This is a genomic window from Negadavirga shengliensis (genome assembly GCF_042652345.1).
In the GTDB taxonomy this organism is placed as follows: Bacteria; Bacteroidota; Bacteroidia; order Cytophagales; family Cyclobacteriaceae; genus Negadavirga; species Negadavirga shengliensis.
Genome location: NZ_JBHSJJ010000001.1, coordinates 309,153 through 334,901 on the forward strand (window position 1 = coordinate 309,153; position 25,749 = coordinate 334,901).

The following is a 25,749-nucleotide window of genomic DNA, read 5'->3' on the forward strand; positions in this document are numbered from 1 at the left end:
GCAGTAACAATTCCTAAAAATAACCTAATTATGAAAAAATCATTACGAAGAAGTCGGATCTATCTGATTGGAGTTGGGTGGAAAATACCGTGCTTAAAAGCAATTCTTCCAGCAATCCTGTCAGTATGTCTGTTAAATCTTACGTTACAGGCACAAACCAACGGCAGACAAGTGCAGGGTACCGTGATTTCCACGGATGATAATATGGGCATGCCCGGTGTGAATGTATTGGAAAAGGGCACCTCAAATGGCACGGTGACAGACGGTGATGGCAGTTTCTCCATAACGGTAGGAGACGAGGCTATTTTGCAATTAAGCTTTATCGGATACCAAAGTCAAGAAATTAAGGTGGGGAACCAAACATCGCTGACCATTAATATGTCACCGGATATGAGTCAGCTTGAAGAAGTGGTGGTGGTTGGTTACGGTTCTGTAAAGAAATCGGACTTAACCGGTGCAGTGTCTTCAATTTCTGCGAAGGACTTTAACCAGGGAGTCAACAGTACCGTAGAACAGTTGATTCAAGGCAGGGTAGCCGGGGCGCGGGTGATTGCCAATTCGGGTGATCCCGGCGCCGGACTATCAATCAGCATCAGGGGAGCGAGTTCTATCAATGCCGGAACAAGCCCTTTGTTCGTCATTGATGGCCTACCTGTAGCCAATGAGCAGACCATTACTGGTACAGGGCAGGGCGTGCCGGGAACCAGAGCTCCCAGAAGCCCTCTGAACACCATAAACCCTTCTGATATCATATCAATCGAGGTCTTAAAAGATGCATCAGCTACGGCCATTTATGGCGCCCGGGGCGCTAATGGCGTAGTGCTGATCACCACCAAACAGGGAGAAAGCGGAAAAAGCACCATCACTTATGACAGCTATGTGGGCGTGCAAAATTCTGCTAACAGGTTGCGGGTGCTGTCTGCACCTGAGTATCAGCAGGTAGTCAATGGTATCATTGATGCCGGAGGAGGAAACCAATCTGAAAGAGTTGAAGAAATTGCCAATAATGGATTAGGTACAGACTGGCAGGATCTTGTATATAGAGAAAATGCCATCGCACAGAATCACACGGTGGGGTTTTCAGGAGGCAATGACAAAACGAAATACTTCACATCCGTCAATTATCAAGATCAGGAAGGGATTATCCGGGGATCAAGGTTCCAGCGATACAGTACCAGGCTGAACTTAAATACCCAGGCTACAGACAAGCTTACTTTCGGGGCAAACCTGAACTTGGCCTATACCAAGGATCAAACGGCACCAACAGGATATGCCATCAATGAAGGCGGGGGGCTTCTCTATAATTCGATAAATTACGATCCGACTTTACCGGTTTATGATGAAGCGGGCAATTTTACCAGGTCGGATTTTCTGACAGTCGAAAATCCCATGGCCTTGGCTTCAAGTGTCACGAATTTTTCGAATGCCTACCAGATGTTCGGAACACTTTTCGGGGAATATGCTGTCAATGATGACCTTAAGCTGAAAGTAAATGTGGGGGGCGATGCCCGGTTTCAACGCAGGGATGTGTATGTAGACCAACAAACCCAGAGAGGTGCCGCGCGGGGCGGACAGGCTACCATAATCAATGGTTTTCAAACCAACTACCTTGCTGAATTTACGGCTACTTACACCAAGACAATTAGAGCGCATTCTTTCAACATCCTAGGTGGTGCTATGGATCAGGAATTCACCACGGCAAGGTCAAACCAATCAGCTTTCAATTTCTCAAACGATATTACCAAAACCGACAACATTGGCCTGGGGGACAGAGAGACCTATTTGATGGGAAGTGACAAGTTTAAAAACCGATTGATTTCATTTTTAGGCAGGGTCAATTACACCTATAAAGACAAGTTTTTGCTTACTTCCACTTTTAGGGCAGACGGTTCCAGTAGATTTGGACAGAATAATAAGTTCGGCTATTTCCCCTCCGTTGCCGGTGGCTGGAAGCTGACCGAAGAGGAGTTTCTCAGGAATCAGGAGTTTGTGAGTGCGCTTAAACTCAGGGCGAGCTGGGGTAGGACCGGAAACCAGGAAATCAGCAACTTTCAGTCACTCAATACGTTCGGCGCGGGGGCAGCCGCCGTTTTCAATGACGGGATGGTGGTTACTTTGAATCCGGCCAGGCTGGCCAATCCTGACCTGAAGTGGGAGACTACCGAACAGTGGGATGTGGGCGTGGATTTTGAATTTCTTAACGGCAGACTGAGCGGCAGTCTGGACTATTACCAAAAGAATACGTTTGACATGCTCATAGCGCTACCGGTGCCAAGGTCCACAGGTTTTCAAACCAGGCTTACAAACGTGGGGAAAATCAAAAACAAAGGATTGGATCTTGAGTTGAGGTCGGTAAATATCAGCACGAGTAATTTTGAATGGAGCACAGGACTGACCCTTTTTACCTTAAATAACCGGGTCGTGGATTTGGGAGGTATATCGCAGATTATCACAGGTAGTGCAGGTTTTACCGATCAAATATTTGTGATCCAGGAGGGTGCACCTTTACGATCCTTTTATGGGTGGCACATTGACGGGGTGTGGCAAGTTGGCGATGACTTCAGTGAAACGACAGACAACGTGAACCCCGGTGATCTGAAATATAGGGATATCAACGGTGATGGGACTGTCAACTCAGATGACAGGGAGATCATTGGAAACAGCTTTCCCGACCTCACCTATGGCATTTCTAATTCCCTGAGGTTCAAAAATATAACATTTGATGTGTTTTTCGACGGAGTATATGGCATTGAAATGTTGAACAATAACCTTGTAGACACCTATTTTCCTATCCAGTTGAGAAGAAATAAATTGGCAGAACCCTATCTGAACAGATGGACCCCTGAAAATCCCTCCGATACCTACCCTTCTTTTGTTACACCACTTGGACAGGGAAGAAAAGTGATCAACACCCGCACTGTCGAAGATGCTTCCTACCTGAGGTTAAAGACAATCAGGCTTAATTATGCATGGCAAAGGCCACTTTTAGGCGGATTGGCAAAAGCCGCCAATTTCTATGTGACCGCAGAAAACCTGATGACCTGGACCAACTACTCCGGTGTGGATCCTGCGGTCAACTCGAACGGGTCAGCCACTGCCAACATCGATTTCAATACGTTTCCACTTGCGAGGACTTTTATGGCTGGGATTTCGGTAACCTTCTAAACAAAAAATAAGATGAAAAAATTAATCCATACATTGATCATTACAACCCTGTTCGTAACCATGTCTTCAAGTTGCATGGACGCCTTGGAGGAGAAGGTGTTTTCCCAAACTACACCTGATAATCTTTTGGACAATGAAAATGGGATTATGGCCTTATTGGGCTCATGTTACGGATTCACCCAGAATGCAGACAGACAAAGAATAAACATGGGAGAATATCCAACAGATATTGCTTTTCAAACCGGAGGTTTTGAAAATGGGATCGCCATCAATTTTCTGACCTTTAGTTGGGACCCTTCCGTAGGTCTTTTTAATATGTATTATAATATACCTTATCAGGCCATCAGGGATGCAAACGTTCTTCTGGAGAATATAGACGGTGCTGATATAAGTGAAGAAAAAATAAATCTTTACAAATCTGAAGCCAGATTTTTGAGGGCTTTTAATTATTACAGGCTTTATAATTGGTTTGGTCCCACCCCACTTCGTCAAAGTTCGTCAGACGAATTGGTGCTGCCTCGGGCCAATGAAGAGGAATTATTGTCTTTTATTGAGCAGGAATTGATGGATGTGGTTCCTTTTCTACCAGACCCTGGCAATGAGGAGGCATACGGAAGGGCTACAAAAGGCGCTGCCTTAGGCGTCCTGACCAAATTTTACCTGAATACCAAGCAATGGCAAAAATGTGCCGATGTGGCCTTGCAGGTGATCGAATTGGGCTACTATGAGCTTTTTCCGGTATTCGAAGACATGTTGAAAGTTGAAAATGAAGGCAACAGGGAGATGATTATGGTAAATGCAGCTATTCCTCAGATGTTTGCAAACAACTATATGCCCGCGGCATTTCCCATCGGATTTCGTAGTTGGCCTGAAAAGGGTTTGATAATGCAGTCCAATTGGAACAATCCACAGACCCAATACAGGTTGAGGGATGGATTTTATGATTCCTTTGAAGAGGGGGATTTAAGGAAAGAACCCATCTTAACTGCCTATATCAATAATGCTGGAAATACAATAAATCTTAGGGACCAACCTGATAATACCAGATCCTTCAGGTATTGGCCTGACCCTGATGCACAGGGTGAGAACCACGGCAATGATGTTCCTGAAATCAGGTATGCGGATATATTATTATCCAGGGCGGAAGCACTCAATGAACTTAATGGGCTTAACCAGGAATCATTGAATTTGATCAATGAGGTCCGTTTCAGAGCAGGATTGGAAGATTTGGAAATGTCGGACTTTAGTGGAGAAACGGATCTGCGCACCCATATCCTAATGGAAAGAAGCTGGGAGTTTTACTCTGAAGGTCTTAGAAGGGAAGATCTTATCAGACATGGAGAGTTTATTAATTCCGCGATCAGCCGGGGAGTTTCCAATGCCCGGCCCCATCACAACAGGTACCCTTTACCGCTTGGCGCAATGGATTCCAATCCCGAGTTGGTCCAGAACGAAGGATATTGATTTTTGGGACGATCACTTCTGGAAATATCTGAAATACCTTTCTTGCACAGACTGCCTATGACTTGATTGTAGGAAATACAATCGGGAAATCGGCAGTCTTCCTCACATACGATTTATTGTTAAATTTTATTTTATAAAGAAAATGAATTCACATTTTAAATTCAATATCATCCTGTCCTTGTTATTGTCAATTCATGCCTATGTCCGGGGACAGGAGAGCTTACCCGTCCCCTCCATCGCAAGTCCCTGGGCCCATGAGGTGGATCATGAAGCTCCCCACCAAGCCTATCCACGTCCGCAGATGAAAAGAGACACCTGGATCAACCTAAACGGTCAGTGGGATTATTCCATTGCAAAGAAAGGGACAGGCATTCCTGAATCGTTTGACGGAAAAATAACCGTTCCATTTCCTGTCGAGTCCCAGCTTTCGGGGGTAGGCAAAAAGGTAAGTGATGATAGGGAGTTATGGTATTACAGAACCATCGGCCTTAACCCTGTAAGAAAAAATGAAAAGGTGCTGCTTCATTTTGGTGCGGTGGACTGGGAAACAGAGGTGTTTGTTAATGGAGCGTCAGTTGGAATACATCAAGGTGGCTATGATCCGTTTTATTTCGACATAACCCAAGCTCTCAGAAAAGGACAAGTCCAGAAAATTGCAGTTCGGGTTTGGGATCCCACCGATAAGGGTCCTCAGCCCCGGGGAAAACAAGTCAATGAGCCAAAAGGGATCTGGTATACCCCTGTCACCGGAATTTGGCAGACCGTATGGCTGGAGACCGTACCGGAATCCCACATAGCCCACATCAAAAATTCCTGCAATTTTGATAAAGGGACCATTAAAGTTTCTCCTGAAATCAATAATCCCGACCCTGGGTACAGGATAAAAGTTACTGCTTATGCAAAGGGACAAAAAGTAGGCGAACAGACGAAAAATGTGGGAGAGGAATTGGAAATCATGATCGCTGACCCCCAATATTGGTCGCCGGAATCACCATTTTTATATGATCTGGAAATAAGTCTTCTTTCCGGTAACCGTGAGCTGGATAAGGTCGAAAGTTATGCCGCCATCAGGCAAATAAGTGTAGGATATGATGAAAAAGGTGTACAAAGAATGTTGTTGAACGGAGCATTTGTTTTTCAATACGGGCCTTTGGATCAAGGTTGGTGGCCTGACGGCCTGTATACAGCTCCCCATGAAGACGCTATGGTATTTGACATTGAGAAAACCAAGGAAATGGGGTTCAATATGATCCGGAAACACGTAAAAGTGGAGCCCGCAACATGGTATTATCATTGCGATCGGATTGGGATGATGGTATGGCAGGACATGCCCAATGGCGATCATGGTAACCGATGGGAAAGGAGACCCGGAATAGTGGGGGTTGGTACAGAAAAGGAAAGAGAAAAAGCTTCCGAATCGATTTTCAAAAATGAATGGAAAGCCATCATTGATGCCAATTATAATTTCCCCTCAATTGTGGCATGGGTTCCCTTTAATGAGGCTTGGGGCCAGTTCAAAACGAAACAGATCACGGAGTGGACCCAAAATTACGATCAAAGCAGGATGGTTAATTCCGCAAGCGGCGGCAATTTTATATTAGATGGAACAAAGGTTATTGGGGATATCATCGACCTTCATAATTATCCTGATGCCGCTATGCCGGATCCAGGGATATATGGTAAAGAAAATATCATTGTTTTGGGAGAATTTGGTGGACTTGGGCTTCCAGTCGAAGGGCACACATGGCAGGAAAAAGACAATTGGGGTTATCAGAGTTTTGAAAACAAACAGGCGCTTGCAGAAAGGTACGAGCAATTGATTCAAGCCATGAAGCATCTTATAGCAAACGGACTTTCTGCCGCAGTCTATACCCAGACCACCGATGTAGAAGTAGAGACAAACGGTTTAATGACCTATGATAGAAAAACAATCAAATTTGATGAGGGTTGGATGAAACAACTTCATCAAAACCTTTATGACGTGAGAATCAATATAAATAAGTGAAAGATATCCTATATTTATCCGGAATGGGGCTGACTCAATATCAAAAACAATGAATTATGAGAAGCATAAATGGATTAATCAGATATCTGCTTTTTTTTCTCAGTCATTCCTTGGTGATGAATAAAAGTATGGACCAAAAAAACCATACACGCAATATAGCTATCATTATTGGCAATGATTGTACTAACAGTGATCTGTCGAAGTGTGGGGAGGGGAATATTAAAGCACCCGAAATAGGTCAATTGGCGGCAAAAGGTTTGACGCTTAATAAGGCTTTTGGTTGTGTGGCCATCGCCTGCATGACCGTTTTATTGTTCAATACCCGGGAGGTGTCCGCCCAATCCGGCCACCCCAATGTTGTCCTTATTTTTATTGATGACATGGGATACGGAGACCTGTCTTGTTTTGGCAATCAGGTTATTCAGACCCCTCACATTGATGGGCTTGCCAAAAGAGGAATCCGTTTCACTAATTTTTACGTGAATTCCCCCATTTGCTCCCCTTCCAGGGCCGCGCTATTGACCGGCAAATATCCTATGAGTTGGAAAATTCACTCTTATATTGAGCGAAGGGAAGAAAATGAAAGACGGGGGATGAATGATTGGTTGGATGCGGATGCTCCGACCTTGGCGAAGGTCTTTAAGGAAAACGGGTACAGGACAGGACATTTTGGAAAGTGGCATTTGGGCGGAGGACGGGATGTGGGTGATGCTCCTTTGCCCAGCACCTATGGTTTTGATCGATCCCTGGTGAGTTTTGAAGGACTTGGAAACCGGATTCTGTTTCGTAACGACCGCCTGTCAGAAGCAAGTTCAAAATTGGGAAACGGACCGGTTACCTGGGTGGAAAAACATGAATCGACAAAAATTTATGTAGACAGCGCTTTGAATTTTATTCAGGAAAACCCAAGTGACCCTTTTTATGTCCATCTGTTTCCCAATGACGTACATGACCCGCATTTACCGGTCACCGGTGCCGTTGAAAAGTACCAAGGTATGGCCCGTTCAGCATCGGAAGCCCGGTTTTTTGCGGTCCTGGAGGATCTGGATGAACAGATAGGAAGGTTTATTGGAAGCTTGGATGAAATGGGAAAACTGGACAATACGATTATTGTATTTACCAGTGACAATGGACCGACAGATTGGCCTAGGTATTATAGAGATGGCGAATACCCTCCAGGTTTTACCGGTGGATTTCTAGGCAGAAAATGGAGCCTGTACGAAGGAGGCATCCGGATGCCCTTCATTGTAAGTTGGCCAAAGAAGATTCCAGAAGGGATGACCGATAGTCAAACGGTCATGTCGGCAGTTGATTTAATGCCCTCGCTAATGCGGTTGGCAGACTTGCAAGGAGTTCCAAATGGCGATGGTGAAGACAGAAGCCAAGCCATGCTGGGAACACCCTTAACGGATCACCGGCCGATCATGTGGGAATACGGAAGTGCCCAAGGTGGATCCATCCTTCCCGGTCATGATAAAAACGTGTCCCCTAACCTGGCTATCTTGGACAAGGGTTGGAAGCTGTTGATCAATGCCGATTCTTCCCGTGCGGAATTATATCATATCGATGAAGATCCGTTTGAGTCCAAAAACCGGGTGAACGACAAAGGGGAACTGGCCCGCAAACTTGCGGCAAAAGTGTTGGATTGGAGAAGGCGATACGCTGTTCCCCTTATCGAATGAAATTGGTATGACCCACCATTTTGTAAAACACCTGCCCGCTCGCGGAGTGGCTGTGGTGGCTGCTTGCTGACATTTCATGGTCTGATTGTTGAACCCAAGCGATTACCACCGTTTTTTCTCCAGCGGCGCTGATCACAGGGAAAACGGCATTCACATGGCTGGTGGTCACGTCCTGTTTAATTTGTCTTCCCTCAGGGCTTATCCACGGCAAAACAATCTTAGAATAAAATGCCGAACCTTCTTTTACTTTCATTTTAACCAGATTATTCTATATAGCACCCGGAACCCAGCACAACACGCCGATGAATTTTTATAATTCAAAATATTTTCTTATTTTTTAAATACTTTTCAAAAGCCTTTGCCCTATGAGTCAGGATCAAGAAAGCCAGCAGGAGTTTTCCGTAAATAATGAGACAAATGAGTTACTCAATGAGTTGGTAGACCAAATCATCAACAATGACGTGACTTTAGTGGTGGGGCCGGAACTTTCCATAGTAAGGGAAGGAAAAGAGATCGCCAACCTTTACGATAAGGTCCGTCCGGATTTGCTTAAGGAAGTGAGCAATACCTGGAAAGGAAAATGTGACTTTAATGATCCACAATGGAATTTCAAGGATATCGCTGATTTTGTGGAAGGAGATGCCGGAAAAAAAAGGATTGCGGGTTATATCCAGAGCCTTTATGGCAGGGCTGATTTGGACTATCTGGATAAACTGGTCGCGATGGGTTTTGACACTTATATCTCCGTTACCCCGGACAGTTGGCTCACGAAGGCCTTGCAGAAAAAGAAGGACAAAGCTGAAAACGGGGCTGCCGATTTCTATGAATTCAACTATCATAATACCAGCATGGATGCCCCGAGGGACGACCTCGAATTGGAAAACAAGGCCATTGTCCTGAATCTGCTTGGCTCTGTCAATGCCAATAAAACCGGATTTGCCTGTTCCAATATCGACATACTGGACTGGCTGTACACTTTTTATAAGCACAGCACGGAATACCAAAAATGTGAACATTCCGTTTTGGCCAAAGTTTTGGACAGGGTTGAAACCAAATCAAACCTGCTTTTTATTGGCTGTGATTTTCCTGATTGGCTTTTTTGTTTACTGTGCCGCGCATTGAATTTGGGAAATCTCAGGGAAGAAAAATTCACGAAATTCATCTCGCACAACAACCTGTTAAAAAACCAAAAGCTGTCCACTACTTTAGAATACATCAAAGCAGGCATATATATAGATGACCAATTTTATAAGACCTCATGCGGGTTTGTGGATCGCTTATATGCTGCCTGGTCCTGGCGGCAAAAAGATCTGTCATTCAAAAAAAAGGAAGTTTTTCTATGTTTCAGTTCCAAGGACCGTGAGTTTGTCGGACAGGTCTACCGGTATCTTTCGGTAGAAAAAGGTATGCAGCACGTTTGGTATGATGATAAAAAAATGGGCACAGGCGACGCCTACGTAAAATTCATTTCCAGGGCAATAAGTTCCGTAAAAGTTTTCGTGATGTTCCTGTCAAAAAACACCACCCAGTCACTTTCTGAGGCATACTTTCCGAAGGAATGGGAATTGGCCCGTCATGAGTATGACAGCCGGGAATTGCCGGAAAAGCTCAGTGTATTGGCCTATGTGATAGATGACACGGGTTTCCCTGATTTCGAAAAAGTTTTACCCGTGCGTTTTAAGGAGAAGGTCAATACAAGACTTTTCATCAATGGTCACGACCACAATTTGAAAGCGGTATATGACGACATCAGGAAGGAATTAGATCAGTAGACGTGATGGGTAAGGGAGAAAACGCTGCGGTCATTGATAAATACAATCCTTATCTGGGTTTATGGCCTTTTGATGAAAAGGATTCTGGATTCTTTTTCGGACGCCACAAGCAGATTGAAAGTTTGTTTGGGCAGGTCAAAAGGCAAAACCTCACGGTATTGTATGGCCGCTCAGGTTATGGCAAGACCTCTCTGTTGAAAGCCGGTCTTTTCCCCTTGTTGAGAGAGAACGGTTTCTTTCCGGTTTATTACAGGTTAAATTTTGAAAAAACGGACACCTCCATACTCTCTCAGTTCAAATCCAGCGTTGAGTCCCAAATAAAGAACAAAAAATACGCTGCCACCCCCTCTCTGGGGGCACTTACGCTATGGGAATATTTTCACCGGCTAAAACTCAAAAAACCTTATCAGGAACCTGTCCTGGTATTGGACCAATTTGAGGAAATTTTTACGCTGGGCAAAGACCATGGGGAAATGGTCAAAGAATTTTTAATCGAGTTGGGCTGCGCCATCCAAAACTGGAAGCCACAGCAAGTGGTGGAAAAGTACCGTGACAGCGAAATCCCTTTCGATTATGGTAGACCCAGGGTCAAGGTAATCCTAAGTCTCCGGGATGATTATATCAAAGACCTGGAGGAGTTATCGAAATACATTCCTCAAATCCGGAATGAGAAATTCCGGCTGCATCAAATGAACGCCGAAGATGCTTATAAAGCCATTTATTTGCCTGCAAAGCAAATCATTTCGGAAAACAACGCCCGTCGCCTATTGCAAAAAATTCTTAAAAGCATCTATCCCCTTCAGGAATCATTTGAGGATCTGAAGCGGTATGAAATAGAACCGTTTCTGCTCAGCCTTATTTGCTTTGAAGTAAGCAGCAAAAGGCCGGATCATACCCACCTAATAGATCAGACCTTGGTGGAGGAAGTAAATGTGGACAATATCATTGAAGATTTTTACCTGCAGCATACCCGCCCGGAAGAAAGGGAACACATTGAATCATTGGTCTCCGATGATGGTGTAAGGATACCGAGATATAGGAATGAATTTATCAACAGACCTGAATTTTCCCAAAGTGATGTGGATCATCTTAGGGACAGTGTGAGCCGGCTCATCAATGACCGGATACTTAGAGAGACGGAGTGGAACAACAAAATTTACTTGGAACTGATTCATGATGTGCTGATACCTGTAGTACAGGCAGACAAGAAAAGACGTCTTGACAAGAAAATGCTGTGCCATCAAAGTTATGAAAAAGGAAACACCTTGCTGGTTGACAATAAATACCAAAGCGCCTATGAGCATTACCTTGTGGCTCAGGAATCAGCTTTGGAGCTGAAAGACCATCTTATAGCCGGCCAGGCAATGGAAAAATTAGGGGTGATCAGACAAAAGCAGACAAATTTTAGGGAAGCAGTGTATTTCTATGAGAAAGCCTTGGGACAATTTAAGGAAATAAAGGAGCACGGTGCTTTAGGGAGACTGAACGAACGACTGGCCATGTATTATGAGGAAATCGAAAGCCTGCCTGAAAATACGAAGGTCGATCTCGAAAAAATCATCCAGCATTATAAGATCGCTGAGGAACATTACCGCAATTCAGGAGATGATATGGGCGCTGTCCGGGTAAAAGAATCCATCGAAAAGTTAAGGCAAAAACATACTCCCTGGGGTTATCTGCTCAACCTAAAAGATCACAAAATCGAAAAACTTATGGGAGACAATATCCATATAGGAAGAAACACCAACTCAATGGACTATGCAACCTTCAACGAAATAGATCTGCCAAACTCTTATGTATCCAGACGACACGTCAAAATCTCCCGGAACGGGATTATAGAAGACTTACATTCCACCAATGGCACCACCATAAATGGAAAAGACCTCCCCTATGGAGGCGCCTCCTACAAGATCCAGCACCAGGATGTGATAGGTTTGGCAGGATGCGAGGCATTCCAGTATTTTGAGTATGAACCGGAAACAGAGAAAAACAACATTCCAGATGGTGCCTGGGCCGTTTTGGTCCAGTCCAACCAGCCCGCTTTCTTATACGGAGAGCATTATAGCATACGGCAACAGAACGGAGAATTACAGCTAATCGACCAGATTCAATTTGATAACGATATTTTGATGAACCTGGAATTCAGACGCAACGTGGAATTATTCAGGTTAAACAAAGATTACCTGACCGATTTGCTGGTCAATGATTACAGCCCACGCTTTATTTGGGAATTTTCCAAACACTTGTTATTGAACGTATTTAGTGAAGCATTTTTTGAGAAGTTTACCGATTGGTTGACCAAAAACTATGGCCAGGATTTTGGCAATGATTTTTTGGAACAAATGAAGCCACACACAGATAACCCGGAATTTTATAACCGCTTCTCCCAGGCTGAGCTACTGGCGTGGAATTTTAACGTACAGCCCACCCCGGACCCTTTCCGGTTGATGGTTTGGTACAATCGGTCCGGTATACAAAACTGGAATCCAAGCGTAGCACCTGACAGGATTTGCTGCAGCATATTGGTTTCCGAAAATGCCCTGATTGTAGCTGAAGACCAATCTTATATTCGTTTTGCCGATAATGAATGGAAGGTGATTTACCTGAACAAACAAGAAAAATCCAATAATTGGTATAAGTTTCATTATAATGAATGGGTAGCTTCCAGTTACTCACCTGCCATGTGCAGTGCAAGGCTGACACCAGAAGGAAATGACATTTCGGAATGGGGACAACAATTTCAGATCATCCAGCTCAACAAGTTTTAATCCCTATCCTTATTACTGAATAACACCCCGAAAATAATAACCACCCAAGCATCCCTTTCTATTGGACTCACTTGACTTTGCTGTGCTTTAAAACGTCCACATTGCTTATCCAACCCAATACTTTTTCATTTTTCCCTCCCGTTTCCGTCACAAATACATCCTGGCATCCCCAGAGGTTTTCCATCAGGTTCTTGGCATCCAGCAGTGAGGCTTCCTTGTTAATGACACCTACCCCATTGCGAAAAGCGTTTTGGATATCCTTGTCCTCATCTTTTTTCATGTCGGCAATTGTCGCCTCCGGTTTGTCGGGATGGCGGTACAGAAAGTCACTTAGGAGACTTTTGTGCAGGGTATAGATGACCTTCCCCTCTTTAAATATCAGCGAACGTCGGATTTGGTTTCCGATGATATGGTCGAAAAGATCTTTGATCTTTAAAGTATCGGGATCGGTATCGGGCGTGATATCCTTACGGATAAGTTTTTCATAAGGCATCATGACATCCACCGCTCTCATCGATTTAAGATAATCGCTTGTCGTCATCTGGCCTACCAGATCCCTCACATGTTTGTTGGCGGATTCAAAATTTTCTTTTGAGAAATAATAGGCCAGCACGGTACCGATCCAGGTGCCCCACAATGGAAGGAGCGCCGTGAAAACAAATTGAAGGACTTTCTGCGCTTCATCAATACCTTCTTTTCCGGGTATCCTGTATAAGTATATGATCCCCATCACCACCCCCAAAATACCTAAAAACCCCGTTGCGGCAATAACACCAACAGAAATCCATTTGGCCACATTTTCCCTAAAATTGGATTGATTATCTGACATGACATGAAAATAAGAAGTTGTGTAAATTGTTTTCAGTTATGAAACAATGTAACTGCATATTGTTGGTTTAAGAATACAGGTGTTTTTTGGTTTTAGCCCAACTCTCCCAAGCCTACTTCCTGCGCTGTCCCGGTCAAAAAACAACCCACAAATTACCCTTTAAAAACAATGCTTGATGCATACTACCTAATTTAAATATAATTTTATTATTCAGCAAAATATTTATTAAACAATTTTACTTTTGAAACAATAACGGAATTAAAAATTACATCCTAAACAAAACACCCAATACCTACAAAAAGACCTGATTGTGTCAGAACAGGAAAGTCCGGTTTCAGGAAAAACCCACCCAATAACCCCTGCAGAAAATAGGATGGGCGCGTTAAGATCTAATTCAAAAGAAAGATCAAAAATTTTAGCGAATTAAAACATTAATTAGTAATTTAATAAAAAGGTAAAACAGGATTTTATTCCTCGTAAATTTACCTGAACCCATCAGCCTCGTACTGTTTCAAACCCTATTTTATCGAATTACAAAATTTTAAGAAAAAAATATTTATTTATATTTATAAAGAAAAACCTGTAATACCCATGAGATCCCGCAGCCCTTTCGCCAACAAATATTTAATTCTGGGTGTAATGCTTATTCTCATCATTTTTGTCCTTTTAATGTACGGAAGGGAAGATGGTGCGGGATGGTCATTGCCTTACTTTCTCATTATATTTTATCTTCTGTGGATAGCCGATAGGGGTGTCTACCATTATATTATAGGCGTCCTCACAACGGTCCTTATTTCTCTGGATTTTTTTTTACTCCGGGATTTTACGACGGTTGACATTCCTGAATTCTCGGAAGGCCTGGTCATCATCATGACGGTATGGATAGTCATCTATTTCAACTACCTCCAAAAACAATTTGTAAACAGGGAGCTGAAGGATAAGGAAAGACTCAGCGCCATATTTGAAAACACCACGGAAGGCATACTCGTAGTCGATCAATCAGGCACCATCACCATGGTCAATCTATACGCCGAAGAGCTTTTTGGATATCCAAGAAATGAGATGATGGGCATGAAAGTAGAAAAATTAATTCCACATAGGTTCTCGGTCAAGCATACACATTACCGGGAAAAATTCAACAAAGATCCCCATAACAGACCCATGGGTGCGGGCAAAGAACTGTATGCCCTGCATAAAAACAAGCAGGAGTTCCCGGTAGAGGTAAGCCTCGGTTATTTTAGAGGAGAAGGAAAAGAACTTACGGTAATCGCTTTTGTAACGGATATCACCGAACGAAAAAAAGCTGAAGAACAGCTTATCAAAGAGAAAGAACTCACGCAGAAACTTAATGAAGAGCTGGAATTCCGTGTGGAAAAACGTACCCAAGACCTGGAAAATGCACTTAAACACCTGGAAGAAAACAACGAATCCCTCAGGCAAATGGAAGAGGAACTTTTGCGGGCATTGGAAAAAGAACGGGAACTGGGAGAACTTAAGTCGAGGTTCGTCACCATGGCATCCCATGAGTTCCGCACGCCTCTGAGTACCATTTTGTCTTCTGTTTTTTTGTTGGAAAATTTTAGCAGCGAGCAGTTGGATCAATCCAAAAGCACCCATTTTAGCCGGATCAAACGGGCGGTGAACAACATGACCACCATATTGAACGAATTTCTTTCTTTGAGTAAATTGGAGGAGGGGAGAGTCAAGGCTTCTTATTCGGAAACCAATGTACCTTCCTGTATCCAGGAAATCGTTGAAGAAATGGAACCCGTGAAAAAAACCGATCAACAGATAAACTATACCCACTCCGGCACAGCCGATACCTTTTTGATTGACCGTCAGTTCATTAGAAACATTATTATCAACCTTGTTTCCAATGCCATCAAATTTTCCAATCCCACGGATACGATCGAACTGTCTTCCAGGATAGCTGCTGACCAACTGATTATTGAGGTAACAGACCATGGGGTCGGCATCCCCGTTGAAGAGCAAAAATACCTGTTCAACCGCTTTTTCAGGGCCAAGAACGTCACCAACATCGAAGGTACCGGATTGGGCCTGAACATTGTCAAAAAGTATGTTGACCTTATGAAGGGGACCGTTACGGTTGAGAGCCAATTGAATCAGGGCACTACGTTCACCGTAGCCATACCCACCAATCAACAACACTACCTGTCAGATTACCAACACCATGAATTATGAAGTCTAGTATTCTAATTATTGAGGACAATATTGAGATGTGTGAAAACATCTCGGACATCCTGAAACTCGGTAATTATGAAGTGATTACTGCAAACAGCGGCAAGGCCGGCATAGAACTGGCCCGGCACCATAAACCGGATCTGATCCTGTGCGACATCATGATGCCGGAATTGGACGGTTATGGGGTACTGCACGTACTGAGCAAACATCCCGATACATCTGATATTCCCTTTATCTTCCTCACTGCCAAAGCCGAAAAATCGGATTTCAGAAAAGGGATGAATATGGGAGCGGACGACTATATCGTTAAGCCCTTTGACGGATCGGAATTGTTAAAAGCCGTCGAAATCCGGATAAAAAAACACCGGCAATTGAAGTCCCTTCTGGGAAACGATTTCCAGGAGATCGAAGATTTTTTTACCACCCTCAGACAGATGAACAATTATGAGGGACTGTCGGCGGAAAGACCGCGGAGATATTACAAAAAGAAGGATTACCTGTTCTGGGAAGGTCAGCCGCCCGTGTCCCTTTATTACATTATCCGTGGCGAAATCAAAACATTCAGATTAAACCCGGATGGCAAAGAGTTTATTACCGGACTTTTCGGGGAGGGTCAGTTTATGGGCTATGTTCCTTTATTGAAAAACACCGTCTATACGGAAAGTGCAGTGGCACTCTCCGACACTGAAGTTGCTGCCATACCCGGAAAGGATTTTCATACCCTGATTTATACCAATAGGGCAGTGGCGGCCCGGTTTATTAAGATCCTTTCCAACAATGTCCATGACAATGAAAAGCGCCTGCTGGATCTCGCGTACCAGTCTGTTCGGCAAAGGGTCGCAGGCGCGATTCTTTACCTTTATCATCAGCAAAAAAAGAACCACCCGGATAACTCGATGATAAAAATGGTGAGAAGGGACATTGCAGGCATAGTGGGCACAGCACTGGAGTCACTGAACCGGACCATATCAGATTTTAAGGAAGAGGGCTTGATCCACGTTAACGACGGAGGAATCAAGATCCTCGATATGGAAAAGCTTGAAAAGCTCAGCCGCTAGCATGCCGGAGGAAAATCCGTTTGTGCTTTCTGTCCCTGAGAAAAAAATTCATTTGACATTTTCCTGCGCCCCTCTAAGGGAAGTTGCTTCACGCTGATCCTCAACCCGGCTTTGATGATCTTTATCATCTGATTTAACCTATTCAGTCATTTTAATGGACGCTTTTAAAATGGATATTCGGCATATACAAGGGACTGTCTGTTTCCATTCATTCAGGGGATAACTGCACCCTCATCATACCGGAAAGGCTGGATAGATATGACTATATTGACAGATAACGCGCAGCTTGTTCTCAGAGAACGCTACCTTTTAAAAGATAAAAAGGGCAGAATTAGAGAAACACCTCTTGAGATGTTCAGACGCGTAGCCGAGGCAGTGGCAGAGGCAGAACGCAAATGGTCGGATGAAAAGGCAGCAAAAAAATGGGCTGGTATTTTTTTTGAGGTGATGAAAAAACTCAATTTCCTCCCTAATTCCCCCACCCTTATGAATGCCGGCACCCCGGTGGGGCAATTAAGTGCATGTTTTGTCCTTCCGGTAGAAGACGATCTGAAAACTATTTTTGAAACGATAACGCAGGCGGCACTGATTCAGCAAAAAGGAGGTGGTACCGGTTTTGATTTTAGTCATTTGAGGCCAAAGGGAGACGACATATATACTTCGGGAGGTTATGCTTCCGGACCGGTATCCTTCATGAAGGTGTTTGATGCCGCCACCGAACACGTCATGCAGGGCGGGAAGCGGCGCGGAGCCAACATGGGGGTGCTGCTTGTGAACCATCCCGATATAGAAGCGTTTATTGCCGCTAAAAGCATGAACGACACCCTGAGAAACTTCAATATATCTGTAGGCATTCTGGATGCGTTCATGGAGGCTGTTGGAAACAATGACAAGTGGGACCTCATCCACCCCAACTCCCAAAGAATCGTTAAGACTTTGGAAGCAAGAAAACTATGGCAGGAAATAGTCAGGAATGCCTGGTCCAACGGCGACCCGGGTCTGCTGTTCCTGGACACCATCAATGTGGCCAATCCTACACCAAAATTGGGCAGGATTGAAGCGACAAACCCCTGTGGGGAAGTCCCGTTGCTTCCTTATGAATCCTGTAACTTGGGGTCTATTAATCTTTCCCATTATGTAAGACAAAAAAACAGTTCAAAAACAGTGGATTGGGATCAACTGGCAAAGGTGGTGGAGATCGCCATACGGTTTTTGGATGATGTGGTAGAAATCAACAGGTATCCCGACCCCGTTATCTCCGAAAAAACGCTGGGAAACAGAAAAATCGGTCTGGGGGTGATGGGCTGGGCCGAAATGCTGATAAAATTGGGCATACCCTACGATACAATGGAGGCTGTAACATTAGGAGAACAGGTGATGAAATTTATCCAGGAAAAGAGCAATGCCTCATCTGCCTCTCTTGCGACAGCGAGAGGGTCTTTTCCCAATTGGGAGAAAAGCATTTATTACCCGGAAAGCCCGTTGCGCCATGCCACCCGCACCAGTATCGCCCCTACGGGAACCATATCGGTAATCGCCAACACTTCCTCTTCTATCGAACCGCTGTTTGCTTTGGTCTACCAACGGAAATACGTGTTGAACAACGACACGCTCACTACGGTAAATCCTCTTTTTCTGAATTACCTGTATGAGCAGCACCTGGAAGTTAACGATATATTGGAAAAAGCCTTTGAAAAGGGTACCTGTAAGGATATGGAAGCTATTCCCCCGGAAATCAGAGACATCTTTAAGACTGCGCTGGAAATACCTCCCTATTGGCATTTGAGACACCAAATCGCTTTTCAAAAATATACGGACAATGCCGTGTCCAAAACCATCAATCTCCCCAGCTCAGCGACCCTGGAGGACGTGGATTACATTTACACCACTGCCTGGAGTTCAAAAGCAAAGGGAATCACAGTCTTCCGGGACAACCCCCTTGGCAAACAGGTGCTGAACAAAGGGATTTCAGGCGGCAACCTGAGCTGCAAGGTATGTCCGTAGAATCCTTGCAAAACGAAAACATCATGGTTCCCGGCTCCCAGTTTTCATCCCGCAGATGAAGATGGTCGGATCACTTTTTGATTCATACTGAGAGTTTACTCCCATAGTTCCTCTCGGATGGATACAAGGCCTGCTGTATCTCATTTACAGTATCCATTTTTAGGCTAAAATCCGCCAGTACATTCATGTAATTGATAAAGGCATCAAATGGTGATTCGTATGGGTTGAAATATTTATGGACCTCCCCATCTGAAAAATGCTTTGTACACATGTAGTAAAAATGATCACTTGTCTGCAAGTAAAGCCAATCCCTCTTCAATCGGACATCCTGGCAACGGACAACTTTATCTTCCAGTTCATATAAAGTATCAAATGCATCCTGCTGCATATCATTTCCGAGCCATGCGGTCAAATCCCTTTCCTCATCTGCCCAGGAAACAGGGTAAGGAATGCTCAAAGGTCCTTCATCAGGCAGAAATGCAGCTTCCGAAGGGGTGATAAACCCAAAGCCCTTCTTGAGAACCTTACCTGGCAATTCTTCCAGAAAATCAAATATTCCCGTGTCTGTCCACTGATGTTCCCCAAAGGTTTCATAGTCCATAAAGAGATTCACAATTTCCTCTTCTTCGAGAATGGCGTTGAGCCAATGGACGAATTTATCACTTGTCAGCGGCCATTCCATCCAGTTCCTATCGGAAAACCGGAAAGCAATATCATCACTTAAACGGTAGTTTTTAAGCAGTAACTTTAAATCCGGACGGACATGGCTCCGGTACAGGTAATTGGGACTTCTCCATCCCAGCACCCAATCCGCTCCCTCGGTAAGCATCACTTTATAGCCCATATCGTGCACGGTCTCCCCAATGAAGTCGGCATATACCAATTCGGTATTTCTGAAAGCCAAGGGACGTTGCCCAAAAAGACTTTCTATTTTTTCAGCATGGGCATTTACTTGCCGGATGAACTCATCTTTGTTTTTCATGGCTGCCAGGGAATGGGCATATGTTTCACTTAAAAACTCCACATTGCCTGTATCTGCCAACTTCTGGAAACTTTCAGTTACCTCCGGCATATACCGCTCAAATTGGTCAAGGATCGTCCCGGAAATGGAAAAACTTACCCTGAAATCCTTACCGTGTTTCCGGAAAAGGTCCAATAATAGTTTATTGGCCGGGAGATAACACTTCTGTGCTACTTTTCTCAGCAATGCGCGATTGGCAGCCTCATCGAAATAATCACCATTTTCCCCGATATCGAAAAACGGGAAATTTCTTAAACGGAAGGGCTGATGGACCTGAAAGTATAAGCAAATATTCCTCATGATACAGTTGATTTTTCTAAGTGACAAATTGTTGATAAAGATTTTTCATTTTCAAGCTTTGATCATTCCAGTCAAGGCTTTGCACTTCCATCATCCCGCCAGCGGCCAGGGTGCTGGAGATTCCATGGTAAGCACCTATCCCATAAATGGCATTTGCCAACGCATCGGTATTCCAGAAATCCACCTTGATGACGTTCCTAAGGATTTCCTGTACGCCGGACTGTTTGGAGATGATAGAAGGGATACGACGCTGCATCGCTTCAAGCGGAGATATCCCAAAGGGTTCCGAAACAGAGGGCATGACATAAGCATCACTCATGGAGAGCAATCGGCCTACTTGGCTTCCTTTGAGGAATCCGGGGAAATGAAAACGCTTTGAAATACGCAGCCTGGCGGTCATTTCAATCATTTTGTTTAAGAGGTTACCATTGCCAGCCATTACAAAACGAAACCGGTTATCCTTCTTCAACACCTTGGAAGCGGCTTCAATAAAATACTCAGGCCCTTTCTGAAACGTAACCCTTCCGAGATAGGAAATGATTTTTTCCCTGGGGAATTTTCGGTTTGCCTTTGCAGGTAGCTCCTGAAGTTGCTCCACTGCGTTATGGATCGGCACCACTTTGGCCGGATGGATATGGTACTTGTCTACTATGATCTGCTTAGTAAACCCGCTTACCGCTATGACCTGATCGGCACTTTCCATAGCCTGTCTTTCCATTCGGTAAATCTGCTGGTTGACATTTTCCCCGGCACGGTCAAATTCCGTCGAATGCATATGGACGATTAACGGTTTATTGCTGATCGACTTCACGAGAATAGCTGCAGGAAAAGAAAGCCAGTCATGGGCATGGATGATATCGAAATCATTTGTCCTTGCCAGTTCCCCCGCCACCAAGGCATAATTCCATACTTCCGCCATCAAGCCGGTTCCGTATTTGCCGGAAAACCGGTATGACACAGCCCCCGGATCCTTTTGGTAAGCAGGATTTAACTGTGATGACAGCGATTTCAAATACCGTTCATAGTCCTCCGGATGTATATAGGGCAGGACAGGACTGTTTATCTCAAAAAAACTTAATTTCTCCTTTAACTTTTTGGCATATAAGCCTGATGAAGTAACAGGGACGTTTTCTGCGGACAGCAACCGGAATTTCCCCTCTCCTTCGTCTCCATGGGCCTTCGGAACCACCATTATCACCTTCACGTCATGGTGTATCAAACCTTTGACGATTCCTTGACAGGCAGTACCCAAGCCGCCCGAAATATGTGGAGGAAATTCCCAGCCAAACATCAATACCTTCATATATAAATCATTTTTAGTTAATATATACCTTGCTTTCCAGTTTTAAACCTTCCCGGTTAAAGGGGCACCTAAGACTGAAAAGCCTTCCTTTCTGCTAATGAAGATGTAAATGGGGTAACAAGATAAAACACCATAAGATTGTTGGTTTTATCTTATGAGAGCGCAGTCACCTAAGTATCAATTAAAGCAAATGTCTTGCATTCAACCAAAAATTTAAATGACAACCATCATCATGAAGATACGATTTACATCAGCCCCTACTGTAAGCCAATCTGAGAATGGTCTGTGCTGATACCAATCATCCTTACTGCATATCAAAGGTCACTGAACTTCAATATCTAAATATATAAATTGCTTCAATTGAACAATGGGATAAACAAATCCCGGCCTTACCCCAATCCATGACGGGTTGATTAAGGTACACTGTTATAGATTGGGGCAATTCAGAAAAACATTGGCAACAAAAAAATACAATCATGAAAACAAATATGGGCTCCCTTGACAGACTTGTCAGAGTGGTGGCAGCACTGGTAGTAGTTGTGTTGTATGCCACCGGCCTCATCACCGGTACATTGGCCACGATATTGCTGGTCGTGGCGGGAATATTTATTCTCACCAGCTTTTTCAGTTTCTGTCCCCTATATTATCCCTTTGGAATTTCCACCAGAAAAAAGCTAAATTCTAAAGCATAATGCATGAAAAAGACCCGGTATAAGGGTTACTATCCATGGCTGGACTGGACAATCATCTCTTTCTTGAATAGAAAACTCAAGTACTCACGGGGAAGCAGAAATTACTTTTTTAGAACAACGGGGATCGGACCGGCGGCAAGTTCTGAGATTCCAATTCCGCTTCTATGAATGGAAAGGAACCTTGGGTTTTTATACAGGGATAGGAATGAACCTCCCGTCATTTGGATGATTTCTGTCCTTTGGTGATAGTGATTTTTGTCATTCTCTTTATTAAAAATCCGGCTTATTTTTCATCATTATTTGAAACAAAGGCGTAACAGGAAGCCCCATTCGTCTGAAATAGCGTTGGAAAATAATACACATATAAATGAATTACAATATATTGTTAATCGAAGACAATTTGGAAATGGCAGAGAACATAATGGCCATTTTAAAACTCGCACGTTATGAGGTCACGTATGCCCCAAACGGAAAAACCGGTATAGAACTCACTCAAAAATCACTTCCTGATTTAATTATCTGCGACATCATGATGCCCGAGATGGACGGCTACAGTGTGCTCCATATTTTGAATAAAGATGAAAATACTGCCAACATACCGTTCATCTTCCTAACTGCAAAAGCCGATAAAAGTGACTTTAGAACAGGCATGAACTTAGGAGCGGATGATTATATTACCAAACCGTTCGATGGGGTGGATCTGCTTAAGGTCATCGAAATGAGGTTGAGAAAAAAAGAACTTTCAAAATTAAACCATGCCCATTCTTCCGGAGAGACCAAGACCACCTTCAACAAACCCGGTGAAATGCAGGACGTTCAAGCACTTTTAGGAAACCGTCCGCGCCGTATTTTTAAGAAAAAAGACCTCATTTTCATGGAAGGACAGAACCCAAACAGCCTTTATTACATTGAAAAGGGCCAGATCAAAACTTTTAAAATGAATTCATTTGGCAAGGAACTGATAACCGGGTTCCATGATGAAGGCTCATTTTTGGGATATGTCCCTTTGATAGAAGATAAACCTTACAATGAAAATGCCGAGGCTTTAACGGAAGTACAGGTATCGGTTATTCCCAAGTCTGATTTTCTTTCCCTGATGTATTCCAATAAGGATATCGCCAGCAAATTCATTAAAATGCTGTCCAACAATCTGGAAGAAATGGAAAACAGACTATTGGATATTGCCTATCAATCTGTCCGCCAACGAGTAGCGGGGACTTTATTGAAAATCAACGAAAAATTAGCTGAAGGCAATAATGAAACGGCAACGGTCATCACTATAGCCCGAAAGGATATATCCAGCATGGTGGGGACAACCACGGAATCACTCAACCGGACCTTATCGGATTTCAAAGAAGAAAGACTCATTGAAATAACACCGCATGGTTTGAAAATCCTTAATATCCCCAAACTGGAACGCATCGTCAATCTGTGAGTTTAATGCTATGCTCACCATCCGCCGGATATTATTCAAGCTCTTCGACGGCAATTTCATATGATTATAATTTTTTCTCAATAGGCCATATGGAATCTCTATAAAACCTGTTCACAATTGTTAAGAGAAATTCCGTCAAAGTGAGGGATTGCGCAAGTTATGCCGATATGATGTTGCTGTTCAGCCCTACGCTATGATCTTTGTCTTAACTTTGGCACAAAGTTGGCTATATTTATTCCGGGGTTTCTTGTGCACCTTTCAGGTTTCTTGACATATAAATTGAAGTTAGATGAAGAAGGACAAATCCAAAATACCTGCTAAGATACTGGGATACCTTAAGGACACATTCGAACCTGGTTTCCTGTTTGAGCTGCTGGGTACAAGCAGTGTAAATGGTCAAAAAGTCTATGATATCGAGGTCTATTTAGACAACACCATTTTAAAGCTACGCTTCAATGAAAATGGGAGGGTGCTCGAGAGAGAATCCAGAGATGCTTTTCCTCCGGATACACCTGACATTTGAAAGAATGTTCCTTAATCAACCCATCAGCTATGCTTAGGGATGGCTGTCGATAAAAATGTTGTTGACAAAAGCGGAGGTCCTCATGGTTGACAATCCTTGTGATAGAAATCATTTTTTTGTCCTGGTTAAATCATTTACCGTCCTATTAGTTTGAAGGATATTTGATCCGGCACTTAATGATTACAACCATGTTTTCCCGGACCGCAAAGCTAGTGATATTGGGCTGTCTTATAATGATTGGCAGCTGCAACTCATTTAAAAAGGTTTCTTATAACTTTGATAGAAGTATAGATTTCGGAGTTTATAAAACTTTTGCCTGGACACCTGATGAGGAAGAAGTCCCTGATAATGGGAACAAGGAGGGGGATTATGATATGGACATTGTGCGTAACAATGCCAAAAATTACATTACCCATGCTTTCAGCCAACGGGGTTACCTGGTGGATGTGGATTCCCCTGACATGGTATTGCAGCTCGTTCTTCTGAATGAGAAAAAGGAGAGGATAGTAACCCATTATTCCCATTTTTACCCGGGATATTATTTTTACAATCCTTATTATTTTCCCTATTATTATCCGCGTTACAGGTTCTATACCTGGTATGGCTGGAACCGTCCCCCTTTTTGGGACTTTCCGGTCTCCCGGCATACAGAAACTTATATTGAGGGGACCATTACCCTGAATGTGTACGACCGAAAGCTCAAAAAACTCATATGGACAGGAAGTACGGGGGGTAATATTTATGATCCTAAATATGTTCTGTACCCTGTCCATCCAGCCGTTGATCTTGTCCTCAGTAAATTTCCGGTACGGCCGCTGAAGGGGAATAAGGGGAGTTTGGATTTAAGCAATAGAGCTCCGAGAAGCAATGGAGTGGAGTAGTCACCTGACCACCCCCTCCATTTATTAAAAAATCATACCACAACCGAAGGCATCATTTTTCCTGAAAATATGCCCTTACAAAAGCCAGCAATTGGTTTTCTGTCAATTGATCACTGTGTTCCGTAAATACCCTTGCTCCTGCAAATACGTGGCTTCCTGCCAGTTTTTTGCGTAGCAGATCTTTAGCAGTCCCCGGCCCCAACAGCAATATGTTTTCACTGCCCTCCAACTTATCAAGCAGCATTTTGAAGTATATATCCAGCTCATTTCTTTTAATATTATGCTTCCGGTATTCATTATTGGAAGTATAAGGGGCGTCGGGGCCAAACCTCGTATGGTCACTCGTTTCTCCTTCTTCCCTGTAATTCCTGTCAAAAGGAGATTGAATCATATCTATCATTCTGGCCTTACCTTTTTTGTAACCAATGAAGTAGGCTTTGGACAGGTCCAGCCATACTCCCATATAGGGATATGGGTTCTTTTTCATATGTTTATAATTATTTTTCATTAGCCATATGGAATCTCGCAATCTATAATCATCCCAGTTTGTGACGATTCCGTCATGCTCGATTTCATAGCTGCTTACTCTATATTTTTTTGGAGGCGCGCTTTTGTAAGAAAGGGGGTTTCTCAGGGTAGTTGTCT

The 25,749-nt window shown here is 43.6% G+C and carries 18 protein-coding genes; 13 read left to right on the forward strand and 5 right to left on the reverse strand.

Going from position 1 to position 25,749, the window contains the following annotated elements:
- The first annotated feature begins 30 nt into the window (after window positions 1-30).
- The 4 genes from ACFPFU_RS01270 (at window position 31) to ACFPFU_RS01285 (ending at window position 8,316) form a co-directional block, all read left to right on the forward strand.
- On the forward strand, window positions 31-3,165 hold the full coding sequence (locus ACFPFU_RS01270; protein ID WP_377060704.1) for a SusC/RagA family TonB-linked outer membrane protein: 3,135 nt from the start codon (window positions 31-33) through the stop codon (window positions 3,163-3,165).
- 12 nt (window positions 3,166-3,177) lie between these two features.
- Window positions 3,178-4,629, forward strand: a complete 1,452-nt coding sequence (locus ACFPFU_RS01275) for a RagB/SusD family nutrient uptake outer membrane protein (RefSeq protein WP_377060706.1) — start codon at window positions 3,178-3,180, stop codon at window positions 4,627-4,629.
- Between the two features lie 142 nt (window positions 4,630-4,771).
- A complete protein-coding gene (locus ACFPFU_RS01280) occupies window positions 4,772-6,634 on the forward strand; it encodes a glycoside hydrolase family 2 protein (RefSeq protein ID WP_377060708.1) in 1,863 nt (620 codons plus the stop codon).
- Window positions 6,635-6,690: 56 nt separating this feature from the next.
- Window positions 6,691-8,316, forward strand: a complete 1,626-nt coding sequence (locus ACFPFU_RS01285; RefSeq protein WP_377060709.1) for a sulfatase family protein — start codon at window positions 6,691-6,693, stop codon at window positions 8,314-8,316.
- On the opposite strand, the gene ACFPFU_RS01290 is transcribed toward ACFPFU_RS01285, so the two are convergent.
- Window positions 8,306-8,569 (reverse strand): hypothetical protein, encoded by a 264-nt coding sequence (locus tag ACFPFU_RS01290; RefSeq protein WP_377060711.1) that lies wholly within the window; start codon window positions 8,567-8,569, stop codon window positions 8,306-8,308. The genes ACFPFU_RS01285 and ACFPFU_RS01290 overlap by 11 nt on opposite strands.
- A 112-nt stretch (window positions 8,570-8,681) precedes the next feature.
- On the opposite strand from ACFPFU_RS01290, the gene ACFPFU_RS01295 reads away from it, so the two are divergent.
- Both ACFPFU_RS01295 and ACFPFU_RS01300 read left to right on the forward strand, forming a co-directional pair.
- Complete coding sequence (locus ACFPFU_RS01295; protein ID WP_377060713.1) at window positions 8,682-10,088, forward strand: toll/interleukin-1 receptor domain-containing protein; 1,407 nt, start codon at window positions 8,682-8,684, stop codon at window positions 10,086-10,088.
- Between the two features lie 5 nt (window positions 10,089-10,093).
- A complete protein-coding gene (locus tag ACFPFU_RS01300; protein WP_377060715.1) occupies window positions 10,094-12,856 on the forward strand; it encodes an nSTAND1 domain-containing NTPase in 2,763 nt (920 codons plus the stop codon).
- A 67-nt stretch (window positions 12,857-12,923) separates the two neighbouring features.
- On the opposite strand, the gene ACFPFU_RS01305 is transcribed toward ACFPFU_RS01300, so the two are convergent.
- Window positions 12,924-13,685 carry a hypothetical protein gene (locus ACFPFU_RS01305; protein ID WP_377060717.1) on the reverse strand — a complete coding sequence of 254 codons (762 nt, stop codon included), beginning with the start codon at window positions 13,683-13,685 and terminating at the stop codon, window positions 12,924-12,926.
- A gap of 591 nt (window positions 13,686-14,276) precedes the next feature.
- Between ACFPFU_RS01305 and ACFPFU_RS01310 the strand changes: the two genes are divergently transcribed.
- From ACFPFU_RS01310 to ACFPFU_RS01320, 3 genes are all read left to right on the forward strand, one after another.
- Window positions 14,277-15,887, forward strand: a complete 1,611-nt coding sequence (locus ACFPFU_RS01310) for a sensor histidine kinase (RefSeq protein WP_377060719.1) — start codon at window positions 14,277-14,279, stop codon at window positions 15,885-15,887.
- Entirely contained in the window at window positions 15,884-16,945 is a 1,062-nt protein-coding gene (locus ACFPFU_RS01315; protein ID WP_377060721.1) for a response regulator, read from the forward strand. The genes ACFPFU_RS01310 and ACFPFU_RS01315 overlap by 4 nt, the downstream gene beginning before the upstream one ends.
- A 258-nt stretch (window positions 16,946-17,203) precedes the next feature.
- Window positions 17,204-18,949, forward strand: a complete 1,746-nt coding sequence (locus ACFPFU_RS01320; RefSeq protein ID WP_377060723.1) for an adenosylcobalamin-dependent ribonucleoside-diphosphate reductase — start codon at window positions 17,204-17,206, stop codon at window positions 18,947-18,949.
- Between the two features lie 82 nt (window positions 18,950-19,031).
- Here ACFPFU_RS01320 and ACFPFU_RS01325 read toward each other — a convergent pair whose 3' ends face one another.
- Together ACFPFU_RS01325 and ACFPFU_RS01330 are read right to left on the reverse strand one after the other, a co-directional pair.
- A complete protein-coding gene (locus ACFPFU_RS01325) occupies window positions 19,032-20,270 on the reverse strand; it encodes a glycoside hydrolase family 57 protein (RefSeq protein WP_377060725.1) in 1,239 nt (412 codons plus the stop codon).
- Window positions 20,271-20,286: 16 nt separating this feature from the next.
- Window positions 20,287-21,573 (reverse strand): glycosyltransferase family 4 protein, encoded by a 1,287-nt coding sequence (locus tag ACFPFU_RS01330; protein WP_377060727.1) that lies wholly within the window; start codon window positions 21,571-21,573, stop codon window positions 20,287-20,289.
- A gap of 476 nt (window positions 21,574-22,049) precedes the next feature.
- Between ACFPFU_RS01330 and ACFPFU_RS01335 the strand changes: the two genes are divergently transcribed.
- The 4 genes from ACFPFU_RS01335 (at window position 22,050) to ACFPFU_RS01350 (ending at window position 25,104) form a co-directional block, all read left to right on the forward strand.
- Window positions 22,050-22,265 (forward strand): YgaP family membrane protein, encoded by a 216-nt coding sequence (locus tag ACFPFU_RS01335; RefSeq protein ID WP_377060729.1) that lies wholly within the window; start codon window positions 22,050-22,052, stop codon window positions 22,263-22,265.
- 367 nt (window positions 22,266-22,632) lie between these two features.
- Window positions 22,633-23,700, forward strand: a complete 1,068-nt coding sequence (locus tag ACFPFU_RS01340) for a response regulator (protein WP_377060731.1) — start codon at window positions 22,633-22,635, stop codon at window positions 23,698-23,700.
- Window positions 23,701-23,989: 289 nt separating this feature from the next.
- Window positions 23,990-24,223 carry a hypothetical protein gene (locus ACFPFU_RS01345; protein ID WP_377060733.1) on the forward strand — a complete coding sequence of 78 codons (234 nt, stop codon included), beginning with the start codon at window positions 23,990-23,992 and terminating at the stop codon, window positions 24,221-24,223.
- A 188-nt stretch (window positions 24,224-24,411) separates the two neighbouring features.
- The gene (locus tag ACFPFU_RS01350) at window positions 24,412-25,104 is read left to right on the forward strand and encodes a DUF4136 domain-containing protein (protein WP_377060735.1); all 693 of its coding nucleotides are present in this window, start codon (window positions 24,412-24,414) and stop codon (window positions 25,102-25,104) included.
- Window positions 25,105-25,156: 52 nt separating this feature from the next.
- Here the strand turns inward: ACFPFU_RS01350 and ACFPFU_RS01355 are convergent, their stop codons facing one another.
- Window positions 25,157-25,591: a hypothetical protein gene (locus tag ACFPFU_RS01355; protein ID WP_377060737.1), complete on the reverse strand. Its 435-nt coding sequence runs from the start codon at window positions 25,589-25,591 to the stop codon at window positions 25,157-25,159.
- Window positions 25,592-25,749: the final 158 nt, after the last annotated feature.